This is a genomic window from Limimaricola variabilis, from assembly GCF_014195545.1.
Classification (GTDB): domain Bacteria; phylum Pseudomonadota; class Alphaproteobacteria; order Rhodobacterales; family Rhodobacteraceae; genus Limimaricola; species Limimaricola variabilis.
In genome coordinates, this window is the sequence record NZ_JACIBX010000018.1 from 1 (window position 1) to 13,322 (window position 13,322).

The 13,322-nt window shown below is 67.1% G+C and carries 9 protein-coding genes; 6 read left to right on the forward strand and 3 right to left on the reverse strand.

Annotated elements, in window-relative coordinates; all coding sequences use genetic code 11:
- Positions 1-150: 150 nt before the first annotated feature.
- Together FHS00_RS16105 and FHS00_RS16110 are read right to left on the reverse strand one after the other, a co-directional pair.
- A complete protein-coding gene (locus FHS00_RS16105) occupies positions 151-1,494 on the reverse strand; it encodes a sensor histidine kinase (RefSeq protein WP_183475122.1) in 1,344 nt (447 codons plus the stop codon).
- Entirely contained in the window at positions 1,494-2,297 is an 804-nt protein-coding gene (locus FHS00_RS16110; RefSeq protein WP_183475123.1) for an alpha/beta fold hydrolase, read from the reverse strand. The genes FHS00_RS16105 and FHS00_RS16110 overlap by 1 nt, the downstream gene beginning before the upstream one ends.
- Before the next feature lie 222 nt (positions 2,298-2,519).
- Here FHS00_RS16110 and FHS00_RS16115 point away from each other — a divergent pair, with 222 nt between their 5' ends.
- The 4 genes from FHS00_RS16115 (at position 2,520) to gcvA (ending at position 9,065) form a co-directional block, all read left to right on the forward strand.
- A complete protein-coding gene (locus tag FHS00_RS16115) occupies positions 2,520-3,005 on the forward strand; it encodes a DUF421 domain-containing protein (protein WP_183475124.1) in 486 nt (161 codons plus the stop codon).
- A 530-nt stretch (positions 3,006-3,535) separates the two neighbouring features.
- Positions 3,536-5,206, forward strand: a complete 1,671-nt coding sequence (locus tag FHS00_RS16120) for a BCCT family transporter (protein ID WP_183475125.1) — start codon at positions 3,536-3,538, stop codon at positions 5,204-5,206.
- Positions 5,207-5,503: 297 nt separating this feature from the next.
- The gene (locus FHS00_RS16125; protein ID WP_183475126.1) at positions 5,504-8,017 is read left to right on the forward strand and encodes a CoA transferase; all 2,514 of its coding nucleotides are present in this window, start codon (positions 5,504-5,506) and stop codon (positions 8,015-8,017) included.
- Between the two features lie 151 nt (positions 8,018-8,168).
- Entirely contained in the window at positions 8,169-9,065 is an 897-nt protein-coding gene (gene gcvA, locus FHS00_RS16130; protein ID WP_183475127.1) for a transcriptional regulator GcvA, read from the forward strand.
- Between the two features lie 27 nt (positions 9,066-9,092).
- Here the strand turns inward: gcvA and FHS00_RS16135 are convergent, their stop codons facing one another.
- Positions 9,093-10,754 (reverse strand): GMC family oxidoreductase, encoded by a 1,662-nt coding sequence (locus FHS00_RS16135; RefSeq protein WP_183475128.1) that lies wholly within the window; start codon positions 10,752-10,754, stop codon positions 9,093-9,095.
- Positions 10,755-10,894: 140 nt separating this feature from the next.
- Between FHS00_RS16135 and FHS00_RS16140 the strand changes: the two genes are divergently transcribed.
- Together FHS00_RS16140 and FHS00_RS16145 are read left to right on the forward strand one after the other, a co-directional pair.
- The gene (locus FHS00_RS16140) at positions 10,895-11,827 is read left to right on the forward strand and encodes a LysR family transcriptional regulator (protein ID WP_183475129.1); all 933 of its coding nucleotides are present in this window, start codon (positions 10,895-10,897) and stop codon (positions 11,825-11,827) included.
- Positions 11,828-11,975: 148 nt separating this feature from the next.
- A complete protein-coding gene (locus FHS00_RS16145; RefSeq protein ID WP_183475130.1) occupies positions 11,976-13,280 on the forward strand; it encodes an NAD(P)H-dependent oxidoreductase in 1,305 nt (434 codons plus the stop codon).
- The last annotated feature ends 42 nt before the right edge of the window (positions 13,281-13,322 follow it).

A 13,322-nucleotide genomic window follows, 5' to 3' on the forward strand; every position in this document is an offset into this window, starting at 1 on the left:
TCGGTCGTCAGCCAGAAAAGGTTGCTCATTGATCATGCTCCTCGGGGAGCCTGAATCACGCAGCCTCATCAAGATCAATGGGTCCTGAGCCTAGCAAGCCCTGCGGCGTCAGCGTCGGAGGGACAACCGGTCGAACCTACGCGCCGCTAATTACTCCGCCTCGCCTGGAGTGAACAGGATTTCGCAGCGAACGCCGTCGGGCCGGTAGTCGAAATCCACCTGGGCCGAGAGGTCGGATTTGACCACGGAATTGATCATCTTGCTGCCGAAGCCCCGGCGGGTCGGCGGGGTGACAGGGGGGCCGTCCTTCTCCTGCCAGACAAAGCGGACCTGGCCCGCTTCGTCCTGCTCATACCCGACCGAGACATGCCCTCCGGGCTGAGAGAGCGCGCCGTATTTCAGAGCGTTCGTCGCGAGTTCATGAAGCGCCATCGACAGGCTCGTCGCCTGATGCGGCGGCAGGACGACGCTCGGTCCCGTGATGCGGAAACGCTCGCGGCCGCCCGCCTCCTCTGCGGTGAAGGCGAGCAGGTCGCGCAGATCCGCGCCCTTCTGATCTTCTGACGCCAGCGCGTCATGCGCGCGCGAAAGCGCATGCAGGCGGGCGATGAAGCCGTGGCACACCTCGGCGGGCAGGGTCTGCCGGGCGATGCCCGAAACCACCGCGAGCGTGTTCTTCACCCGATGCTTCATTTCGCCCAGCGCCATCTGAAGGCGGCGCTCCGCCCGCTTGCGCTTGGAGATGTCGCGCAGCACGACGGAATAGTGCCGCGTCGCTGGGAGGGGTTCCTGTTCGTCTATCGGGGCCACCGTGATCTCGAAGTGATGGCCCTGCGAAGAGGTGGTCTCGAAGGTGACTTCCTCGGCCGCCCTGCAGGCCTCCACGGCGTCATCGAACCAGTGCGGCTGCTCGTCGAAACGAACGGCCTCCTGGACCGGGTGCCCCAGAACGGTTTCGAGAGATTGGCCGAGGAGCCGTTCCGCGCCCGCGTTCCAACTGCTGATGCAGCCGGACTGATCGACGCTCAGTATGGCGTTCGGGGAGGTGCGCACGATCGCGGCGAGTTCCTCGGCCTTGCGCCGGGCGCTGCGAAGCTCGTCCTCGTAGATCCGGCGCTCGCGGGCATCGAAGATGGTGTAGTCGAAGCGGACGGGGTCGCCCGCCGTATCGTAGCGGGTGACCCCGCTGAGCAGCACCGGCAGCGGCGCGCCGTCCCTGACCTTGAGGGAGCAGGAAATCTCGCGCGCGAAACCCTGAAGGCGCATCATCGGGGCCAGGTGCGTCTCGTAATAGAGCTGCCCCGGCAGGGTCATCAGCTCCGGCAGCCGGGAGGGGCGGTCGGCCGGCGCCGCCGGCAGTCCGAGCCACCGGCTCAGGGTCTCGTTGACATAGCGCAGCCGCCCGTCCGGATCGGTGACGACCATCCCGCAAGGCGCGTCCTCGACCATTTCGGCGAGGGTCTGGAGTCGCTCGTCACCGGCGTCCTTCGCCATCAAATATCCTCGAGAAACTCACGTATCGCGGCGGTCACCTCCGAAGGGACGGTCATGTGCGGGGTATGTCCGGTCGCATCCAACACCTTCAGGGTCGCGCCGGGCACGTTCTCGCGCATCCAGTCGGCGACCTGCATCGGCACCAGCGCGTCGTTGCTGCAGTGGATGATCAGCGCCGGCCGGGCGGCCTGCTCGAATTCCGACCGGCGATCGGCAAAGAAGGTGACCCGCCCGAAATGCTGGGCGATGGCGGGATCGGTGCGGCAAAAGCTCTGCGTCAGCTCTTCCGTAGCCGGCTCGCCGGCCGGCTGGCCCGCGATGGTCGGCGCCAGCTGGGCCGACCAGCCGAGATGGTTCTCGTCGAGAAAGCTTATCAGCTCGCCCAGATCCGCGGCGGAGAACCCGCCGTGGTAGCCATGCGCCTGATCCTCCAGGAAGGAGGGGGTGGGGGAGACGAACACGAGCCGCGACACCCGCTCGGGCGCTTGGTTGGCGGCAAGGAGCGCGATCGTCGCGCCGATCGAATGGCCGACGATCACAGCATCCCGGAGATCGAGCTCCTTCAGGATCGAAAGCAGGTCCTCGGCATGTGCCTCGAGATCGGCATAGCGCCTCATGTCATAGGCCGAGAGGTCCGAGCGGCCCATTCCGGTCAGGTCGTAGGTCACGACCCGCATCTCCGCCTCGAACGACGGAGCGACCTGGCGCCACATCGACTGATCGCAGCCGAACCCATGAACGAAGACGATGGGCCGTCCCTGGGGCTGGCCGGAAACGACGACTTGGTTGCGCTCGACGATCATGCCGGTCCCTTTCCGCGGTATCGGTTCTTCGGCTCTCCTTCGTGCGTACCGCATGAGGTGGGATTGCGCCACTGGACGAATGAGAAGCGGCCTATCCCGAATGTCGCAACGACCTGTTTTCAACCGGAGATGCCAAGGGTGGCCGGTTCGATGGGCTTGGGTTGTCGGGAGCGTTCGACCGGCGCCGGTGGGCCGACAGGCGCGTCGCTCTAGGTGAATGACATGGACCTGACGAATCTTCTGGGGGATGCCTCCTCCGACCTCACGGCCCTGCAGGTCGGCCTGCGGGCGATACTGGTGTTCCTTTTCGCGGTCGCGCTTTTCCGGCTGCTGCCGCGCAAGTCGCTGGCCGATACCACGGTCATTGATCTGGTGCTGACCCTGCTCATCGGTTCGAGCCTGAGCCGGGCCCTGACCGGCAACGCGGCGATCGGTCCGACCTTCGTGGCCTGCATCGTGCTGGCCGCGCTCTGGATCGGCATGGGCATGCTGGCGATGAGGAGCGATTGGGCGTCGCGGCTGCTCAAGGGTCGGCCGCTCGAGATCATCCGTGACGGCAAGGTGGACGAAGCAGCCCTGCGCCGCGCGCATATGGGCAGGCGCGATCTCGAACAGAAGATCCGCGGGCAAGGATATCGACGGGTGGAGGACGTGCCGCTGGCCTATATCGAGCGCAACGGCTCGGTCTCCGTGGTGTCGAGGGAGTAACGCGGTACTGAGGGCCAGCCGATAGTCAGACTTCCGAATTTCGAGACCGCAGTTCGGCCTGCACTCAGAAACATGACCGAAGGATCGGTCGGACTCAGCAGCATCTGTCGTCGGGCCATCCCAATTCATCCGTTGATTGTAGGGCGGAAGACAATCCTACCTGCGGGACGAATAAGTGCAGCGCAGGCTCAGGCTTGTTTTTTCTGTTTTGACCAAAATTAAGTTCGGGCGCAGGAATTGTGCAGTTTCATTCTCGGAGCGAGGGCAGCCGGCACGTTTCTAAATCGAATGCCCCAGCGCGCAAATGGGCGCGTTTCTACCGAAAATGAGTCTGCTGACAAAACAGGTGACCTGACCTGTTCGACCCCACGAACCGGCCAGAGCAGACGGCCGCGTCCGCTCCGCGAGCGTGCGCCGATAGGGAAAGGATTGCGCGCTGCGGTTGGCTGCGCCGGCAGGCAGGGAGGAGCCTGCCGCGCGGGTCCGGCAGAGGCGAGACGACATTCACGAGATCTACGGGAGGAGATCTGATGCCCATGAAACCACCACTGACCGAGCTGCCGATCCGGGTCGCGGACTCCGGCTTCTACCGCGGCTTTGCCAAGGACGTGGCGGTCACCGCAAAGGTGATCGTCGGTGCCCTCATTTTGTGGGCCATCGCCTTTCCCGAGCATGCCGCCGCCATTCTCGGGGCGTTCAACGCCTTCATCCTCGCCAGCTTCAACTACTGGTACGTCTACGTGACGGCCTTCTTCTTCCTGCTTTGCGTCGGACTGGCACTGCTGCCGGCATCCGGACGCCTGAAGCTCGGGCGCGAGGGCGATCGGCCGGAATTCTCCAACTTCTCGTGGTTCTCGATGATGTTCGGGGCTGGCATCGGGGTCGGCATGCTGACCTTTGCCACCGCCGAGCCGATGTATCACTTCGCCAAGAACCCCAGCACGATCATGGGGCTCACCGAGGGCAGCACCGCCGGCAACGTGCGCGAGGCCTATGTCTGGTCCTTTACCCATTGGGGCATTGCCGCCTGGTCGGCCTATGCCATCGTCGGACTGGCGCTGGCCTATTTCTGCTATCGTCGCGGCCTGCCGCTGACGATCCGCTCGGCGCTGACGCCGCTCTTCGGCCGGGCCATGTCCGGACCGCTCGGCCACGCCGTCGACATCTTCGCGGTGGTCGCCACGGTGCTGGGCGTGTCGCAGACGCTGGGCTTCGGCTCCGAACAGTTCGTCTCCGGACTGTGGCGGATCGGGGTTGGCGACTGGCTCTACACGGTGGCCGCGGACGGCACCAAATCGACCTCAGCCATGGGTATCGTCGTCTCGCTCGCGGTGATCATGGGGCTGTCGACGCTGTCGGCGCTCTCGGGCGTCGGCAAGGGCATCAAGTGGCTCTCCAACTTGAACATGGTACTGAGCCTGTTCCTGCTGCTGTTCTTCGTGGCCTTGGGCTCGACCTGGTTCGGCCTGACGACGCTCTTCGTCGGCGTCTTCGACTATCTCGCATCGATGCCCGGCAACCTCTTCGCGGTCTGGGTCGAGGACGGCACCGAGACCGGCGATGCGCTGGCGGCCTGGCAACGCGGTTGGACCATCTTCTACTGGGCCTGGTGGATCGCGTTCGCGCCTTTCGTCGGGCTGTTCCTGGCCCGTATCTCCAAGGGGCGCACGGTGCGTGAATTCGTCCTCGGCGCGATCATCATCCCGGCCTTCATGTGCTTCGTCTGGTTCGCCATCGTCGGCGGCACGGCGATCGACCTCGAGCTGTCGGGGGTGGCCCAGGGAGCGATCGCCGAAGCAGGGCAGGCGGATCAGCTCTTCGCCATGCTGGGCGTGATCCTGAACGGCCCGCTGGCCTATCTGCTGTCGATCGTGGTGGTGGTGTTGCTGCTGACCTTCCTCGTGACCACGGCCGACAGCGCGGTGCTGATCATCAACACCATCGCCGCGGCGGGTGACGAGGGCCCGAAATCGCGCCCCCATATCGTCTTCTGGGGCACGGCGCTGGCGCTGGTGGTGGGCGGCCTGATCATGGCCGGGGGCCTCGGCGCGATCCAGATGGCGATGGTGATCGGCGCACTGCCCTTCAGCCTCGTGATGGTGCTGATGGGGCTGGCGCTGATCAAGGCGATCTGGCGGGATTCGCTGCGGATGCGTCAGGGTCTCGTCGCTTCGGAGGTCGTGCTGACCGCCGCCGAATAGCGCGGATTGAGAAGCTGGAACGGGGCCTCCCGCGCAAGCGGGGGGCCCTTCCGTTTGCGTGAGATGGCGCCTGCCGCGGCATGCGGAAAGTGAGCGCCGGTGCACCCTTGGCATGTCGATAAATTTTCTGAGGCCTCAGAGCGAATTTATTTCCTTTGTTCGAATTCGGCTCATGGCGGATACCGATGCCAGAGAGGTTTTCCGAATTCGACGACACCCGACGCGGCCGCAACGCGGCCCGCGAAGGAGGAATTGCGGATTGTCTCATGGATCAGAATTCCTCGGCGGGAGGTCGAAATGGAAGCCACCAACAAGTTGCCCCTGAACGGTGTCAGGGTCGTCGATTTCGGGCAGCAGATCGCCGGACCGGCGGTCGCGATGATCCTCGCCGATCTCGGCGCCACGGTCGTGCATGTCGATCCGATCGACGGGCCGCTGTGGGATCACCCGGCCAATGCCGTGCTCAACCGCAACAAGCTCTGCCTGCGGCTCGACCTTCGGCAGGCGGAAGGCCTCGCACAGGCGCATGCGCTGATCGCCCGCGCCGACATCGTGATCGAAAGCGACCGCCCCGGCGCAATGAAGGCGGCCGGCATCGATTTCGCCGCGCTGCGCGCCGCGCGCCCCGAGCTGATCACCTTGTCGGTGCCGGGCTTTGCCAGCAACGACACGCTGCGGCGCGAATGGAAGGCCACCGAGGCGGTGATCGCCGCCACGGCCGGTGCCTTCACCGACATGGGCTTCAACCGCGTGCTGATGGGTCTCAACCCGAGCTTCTCGCCGCTGCCGCTGGGCTCGGCCTATGCCTCGACCTTGGCCGCCGGTTCGGTGGCGCTGGCGCTGCAGGCGCGCGAGCGCACCGGGCGCGGTGACAGCATCGAGGTACCGGTCGTCGCGGCGCTGATGGAGGGGCTGTCCTACAACTCCTACGTCATCGACGGGCTGCCCGAGCGCTACAAGACCATGCGCGAGACCGAGATCGAGCGCCGCCGCGCCGCGGGCATCCCGATGGATCTGAGCTACGAGGATCTGCAGGAGTATCTCGACCCGTTCTACCGCACCTATCTGTGCGCCGATGGTCGCTACTTCTACTGCGTCTGCCCCTCGCACCGCAACCATGCCAAGCGCGCGCTGGAAGCGATGGGTCTCTACGAGGAGCTGCTGGCGGAGGGCCTGCCCGAGGTCGAGGATCTGCACGCGCCGGTCAGCGAGTGGAAGGGCGAGACCTCGATCGGGGTCTATCCGCTGCCGAAGAAGTGGGCCGACATCATCTCGGCCAAGATGAAGCGCGTCTTCCTCACCAAGACCTCGGAGGAATGGGGCCGGATCTTTGGCGAGGGCAAGATCCCCGGCGCGCCGCACCGCACCACCCAGGAATGGGTGAACATGGAGCATACCAACACCGCCAAGCTAATCGTCGAGGTCGAGGATCCGCAGTACGGGCTGATGAAGCAGCCCGGCCCGGTGGTCTGGATGGAGGATTGCGCGCATCTGATGGTGACTCCGCGCCCGCGCCGCGAGGTCGGCTTCGACGAGGCGCTGGCCGAGCTGGCCGCGGTGGAGGCAGCGGAGACGATCACCCGTCCGACCGGTGATGCGATCGCCCCCGAGGGCTCGGGCGGCTGGCTCGACGGGGTGCGGGTGCTCGACCTCACCAACGTCATCGCCGGCCCGCATTCGACCGCCTTCCTCGCCCGTTTCGGCGCCGAGGTAATCAAGCTCGACCCGGTGAAGCCGCTCTATGATCCTCTGATCGGCACGCTGTTCACCTTCCAGACCGGCATGGGCAAACGCAGCGCGCTGGCCGACATGACCACGCCGGAAGGGCGCGAAATCTTCAACCGCTTGGTGCGCTCGGTCGATGTCGTGGTGATCAACGCCGCCGAGCGACAGCTCGCCGGGCTGGGCCTCGATCACGCGGCGCTGCAGGCGCTGCACCCCGGCGTGCTGTTCTGCCGGCTCGATTGCCTCGGCGGCCCCCTGCCGGGACCCAAGAGCAACTACATCGGCTATGACGACATCATCCAGGCCCATAGCGGTATCATGAGCCGCTTCGGCGGGGTCGACACGCCCGAGGAGCACGCCCATCTCGGCACGCTCGATGTGAACTGCGGCTTTGCCGCCGGGCTCAGCGTGGCGGTGGCGCTCTACCGCAAGCAGCGGACCGGCGCCGTGTCGCGGTCGCGGACCTCGCTCTCGGCGGTCACTAACCTCGCGCAGATCCCCTTCGCCTTCGACTACGAGGGGCGCGCGCCCTTCGACGAGCCCTCGGGCCGCGGCGTGCTCGGCAATGGCGTGATGTCGCGCTTCTACGAGACTGCGGAGGGCTGGCTTTTCCTCGACTCCCATTTCGACGAGGTGCCGCTGCTCGACCAGGTGCCCGGTCTCGAAGGCATCGCCGGCACAAACGATATCGGCGCCTTCCTGTCCGAGGCTTTCCGCACGGCGCCTGCCGCCGACTGGGCCGAACGCCTGCGCGCGGCCGACATCGCGGCCGCCGAGCCGATGTCGATCGAGAAGCTGCGTGAGATGCATGCCCGCGATGCCGACGATCGGGTCGGGACGGATCTCGGCAGCTTTGCCTTCACGATCCACCGCGATCACCCGAGCGGGCATACCGTCACCCAGATCGACCACTACGCGATCCGGCCTGAGAATTCGCGGATCCGCGCGATCTCGCTCCCCGAGCGCTGGGGACATTCGACCCGCGAAGTACTCGGCAGCATCGGCTACGAGGAGCCCGAGATCGCCCGGTTGATCGAGACCAACGTGGCGGGCCTCGGCTGGAGCCGGGAGTTCCTGCCGAGCTGAGCCTGCCCGAGGGTTTCATCCGCGACTGCGGCGGCCCGGACCGGTCAAAGGTCCGGGCCTTGCCATCTGCCGGGGGCGGCGGTTGCGGGTTGCGCTCGCAGCGCGCTTGGCCGAGCGTCTGGGTGGGGACGAGGGGAGGGGTGTCGAATTCATGGCACGCAAGAAGAACACGCCGCCACTGAACTGGCTGCGCTCCTTCGAGGCGGCCGCGCGTCTCATGAGCTTCACGCGGGCGGCGGCGGAGCTCAACATGACGCAGGCCGCGATCAGCCAGCAGATCAAGGGACTCGAAGCGCATCTCGGCGCCAGCCTGTTCAACCGGCTGCCGCGCAGTCTTGAGCTGACCGAGACCGGCAAGGCGTATCTCCCCGCCGTGCACGAGGCGATGGAGCGGCTCGCCGCCGCCACCAACGAGATCTTCGGGGAGGGACGCGGACGGTTGCTCACGGTCCGGGTCAACCTGGTGTTCTTCACCCGATGGCTCGCGCCGCGGCTGGCGCGGTTCCGCGCCCGGCACCCAGATATTGGCCTGCGCTTCAACAGCAACATCTGGCTGACCGAGCACGAGAAGGTCGCGGCCCAGCTCGACATCCGTTACGGCAAGGGCAACTGGCCGGGTCTCGACGCCGATCGGCTGACCTGGGACTCGTTGATGCCGGTCTGCAGCCCGGAACTGGCCCGGGGCGTCGCGGCGCAGAGCATGGACGAGGCGCTGACCGCCAACACTCTTTTGCATGTCATCGGATACGAGGAAGGCTGGGGCTACTGGCTCCGGCGTGCCGGGCTCACCCATCTCGACGCCTCGCACGGGATGCAGTTCGACACGCTGATCACCGCGCTCGAAATGGCCGAACGCGGTCACGGGATCGCGCTGGGCCGGACCTCGCTGGTCGCAGGCGCCCTGGCCGAAGGCGGGCTCGTGGCACCCTTCGATGTCGAGGCGCCGACCTCCGAGGCGTTCTACGTGGTCAGCGCCCGCGGCCAGTATCAGCCGCCGCAGGCGCGGGCCTTCCGTGACTGGCTGGTCGAGGAGGCCGCCGCCGGCTGAAGAACATGCCCTGCGGCGGCCGGGCCTTCAGGCGTCTTCGAGGATCCAGCGCGCCGCCTTTTCGGCGATCATCATCGTGGGCGCGCTGGTGTTGCCGCTGGTGATCTCGGGCATGACGCTGGCATCCACGACCCGCAGCGCGTCTACGCCCCGCACCCTGAGCCGCGAGTCGACCACCGCCATCGGATCGTCGGCGCGGCCCATCTTTGCGGTGCCGACCGGGTGGAAGATGGTGTTGGCGATGTCGCCGGCGAGGCGGGCCAGCTCCGCGTCGGTCTGGTATTGCGGGCCGGGCTTCCACTCCTCGGGCGCGTATTTCGCCATCGCGGGCTGCGACAGGATTTCACGCACCTGCCGCAGGCTGGCGGCCGCGACCCGACGGTCCTCCTCGGTGGCGAGGTAGTTCGGTGCGATCAGCGGCGCGTCCTCGCAGCGGGCTGAGCGGATCCGCACCGCGCCCCGGCTGGTGGGGTTCAGGTTGCACACGCTCGCGGTGATCGCCGGAAAGCCGTGCAGCGGCTCGCCGAAGGCGTCGAGACTGAGCGGTTGGACGTGGTATTCGAGGTTGGGATGCGCCCGCTCCGGCTCGGAGCGGGTGAAGGCGCCGAGCTGGCTGGGCGACATGCTCATCGGCCCGGAGCGCCTGAGCGCGTATTCGAGGCCGATCCGCGCCTTGCCGAACAGGCTGCCGGCCAGCGTGTTCAGCGTCTTCGCGCCCTTCACCTTGTAGACGGCGCGGATCTGCAGGTGGTCCTGCAGGTTCTCGCCGACGCCGGGCAGGTCTTGCCTCACCTCGATCCCGTGCGCTTTCGACTGCGCGGCCGGGCCGATGCCGGACAGCTGCAGGATCTGCGGCGAGCCGATCGCCCCGGCCGAGAGGATGACCTCGCGACTGGCCTGCACCGTCACCGTTTCGCCGCCGCGCCGCACCACTGCGCCGCTGCAGCGCGGCCGGCCGTCGGCGCCGGTCTCGAAGACGAGCCGTTCGACCTGCGCCTCGGTCCAGATCACGAGGTTGGCCCGTCCCTTCGCGGGGCGCAGGAAGGCCTTGGCCGCGTTCCAGCGCCAGCCGTTCTTCTGGTTCACGTCGAAATAGCCGACGCCGCCATTGTCGCCGGTGTTGAAATCGTCGCTCCGCGGTATGCCTGCCTGCGTGGCGGCGGTGGCGAAATCCTCGAGCACGTCCCAGCGCAGACGCTGCTTCTCCACCCGCCATTCGCCGCCATGGCCGTGCAGGTCGGAGAAGCGACCGTTATGCCCGGTCGCCGGATCGGCCCCGCCGTCGCGCCGGTAGTGATCCTCATGCGCCATGAAGTCCGGCAGCGCCTTGTCCCAGCTCCAGTCGTCATCGCCGGTAAGCCGGGCCCAGTTATCGTAGTCCCGCGCCTGGCCGCGCATGTAGATCATGCCGTTGATCGAGGAGCAGCCGCCCAGCCCCTTGCCGCGCGGATAGCGTAAGGAGCGCCCGTTCAGCCCGGCCTCGGGCGCGGTCTGGTAGAGCCAATCGGTGCGCGGGTTGCCGATGCAGTAGAGATAGCCGGCCGGGATATGGATCCAGGGATGGTTGTCGCGCTTGCCCGCCTCGAGCAGCAGCACGCGCCGCCCAGGGTCACGGCTGAGCCGGTTGGCGAGCAGACAACCGGCCGAGCCAGCGCCGACGACGATGTGGTCGAAGCAGTCACGCGTCATTCGATTTCCCTCTCCTCGCCGAGGGCCGTCCGCTGCTCACTCCCAGCGCAGGCCGCCCATTCGGTTGCTGCATCAAGCGATGCGCCGCTCGGCCGGCAAAATCCAATGACTAATAGACCCGATCATTATAAGCCGGATTTATGAGGCCACTCGCCGATCTGCGGACCTTGCGGTCCTTCGTCACCGTGGCGCGCGAGGGCAACGTCTCCCGCGCGGCCGAGCGGCTGCACCTGACCCAGCCGGCCGTGAGCCTGCAGCTCAAGCGGCTCGCCGAGGAGGCCGGTTTGGAGCTGTTCCGCCGCACCGCCAAGGGCCTCGACCTGACGCCAGATGGCGAAATGCTGCTGAAGAAGGCCGAGCAGGTGCTTAAAGCGGTCGATGAACTAGGCCAGACAGCGCGACGGATGACCGGCAGCGTGCGCGGCACGCTGCGGATCGGGACCATCATCGATCCCGACTTCATCCGGCTCGGAAGCTTTCTCGCGGGGCTGCTCGAAGCGGCGCCGGAGCTACGGACTGAGCTGGTTCAGGGTATGAGCGGCGACGTGCCGGTGCGGCTCGACCGGGGCGAGATCGATGCCGGCTTCATGCTCGAGGATCCCGGGGCAGTGCAGGGGACGGCCTTTGGCGGATCGGCGCTCGCCACGGACCTGCTGTTCCGACCACTTACCAGCTTTGCCTACCGCATCCTGGCACCCGCTGGCTGGCAGCGCCGCACCGCCGGGCTGGATTGGACCGGGCTGGCGCGGCTGCCCTGGATCGGGACGCCGCCCCGTTCGATCCATTCGCGGCTGCTCGATCGTCGGTTCGAAGAGGCCGGTGTCGTGCAGAACCGGGTCGCGCTCGTGGATCAGGAACCCTCGATGCTGGCCATGGTCCGCTCCGGCGTGGGGCTGAGCCTCTGCCGGGAGGCGATCGCCCTGCACGAGAACCAGGTCCGGGGGATGACCATCGTCGGCGAACATCGCCTGCCGGCCACGCTCGGTTTCTCGGTGGCAACGTCGCGCATGGAAGAGCCCAGCCTGGCCCTCGCCCTGCAGACGCTGGAACGGGTCTGGGCGTCGGAATTCTGACGGGCGGAGCGCCGTTTTTATACTCGGACGCACGCCGTGTTGGACTGGGCATACACAGGGGCAGGCCCTCCTCTGGCCCCATGACGGGATGCATGGACCCCGCCCAGGTTTTCGCCTTCACTGCGCACAGGGAGAAGGAGAGGCATCCATGAATCTGGCGAAGCTCTGCGCGGCGCGCGCGGCCGAGGGGCGGCCCGTCACCGCCGGCCTGATCGGCGCGGGCAAGTTCGGCTCGATGTTCCTGGCGCAGGTGCCGCATGTCGAAGGGCTGGAGGTGGCGGCGATCGCCGATCTCGACCCCGAGCGCTCCCGCGCCGCCTGCCGCGAGGTCGGCTGGGACGAGGCGCGGATCGCGGCCACGCACTTCGTCACCGACGGTGCGGAGCTGGCGGCGATGGACGGGGTCGAGGTGGTGATCGAGGCCACTGGCCATCCGCGCGCGGGCATCCGCCACGCGCAGGCGGCGATTGCGGCGGGGCGGCACGTGGTGATGGTCAATGTCGAGGCCGACGTACTGGCCGGCCCCGTGCTGGCGCGCCGTGCCGCCGAAGCGGGGGTGGTCTACTCCATGGCCTTCGGCGACCAGCCGGCGCTGGTCTGCGAGATGGTCGATTGGGCCAGCTCGAACGGGTTCCGGGTCGTCGCGGCGGGCAAGGGGACGAAATACCTGCCGAGCTATCATGAGGTGACGCCCGACGCGGTCTGGGAGCACTACGGTCTGACGGCCGAGGAGGCGAAGAAGGCGGGGATGAACCCGCAGATGTTCAACTCCTTTCTCGACGGCACCAAGAGCGCGATCGAGGCGGCGGCGATCGCCAATGCCACCGGGCTTTCGGTGCCCGAAGAGGGGCTGGCCTTCCCGCCTTGCGGCGCGGATGATCTCGCCCGCGTGCTGCGCCCGCGCGAGATCGGCGGGCAGCTGGAGAGGTCTGGCATGGTCGAGGTGGTTTCAAGCCTCGAACGCGATGGGCGGCCGGTGTTCCGGGATCTGCGCTGGGGCGTCTACGTGGTGATCGAGGCGCAGAGCGACTACGCCGCCGCCTGCTTCGCGCAATACGGCCTGCCGACCGACGCGACCGGGCGCTATGCCGCGATGTACCGGCCGTTTCACATGATCGGCCTGGAACTTGCGACCTCGGTGCTGTCGGCGGCGCTCAGGAGCGAGGCCACCGGAGCGCCGCTGGGCTTTCACGCGACGGTCGCCGCCATCGCCAAGCAGGATCTCGGCCCCGGCGACCGGCTCGACGGTGAAGGTGGCTACACCGTCTGGGGTCGGGTCATGCCCGCCACCCGGGCGGCGCACGACGAGGTACTGCCGATCGGGCTGGCGCAGGGGGTCACGCTGCGCCGCGCGGTGGCCAAGGGCACGGCCCTGCGCTTCGCGGATGTCGAGATCGGCGAGGACGAGGCAGTACGGCTTTACCGCGACTGCCTCGCCGTGGCGCAGGGCTAGAGCCAAGTCTCGGGCGGGTCATGAGGCAATGTCGCCCATGCC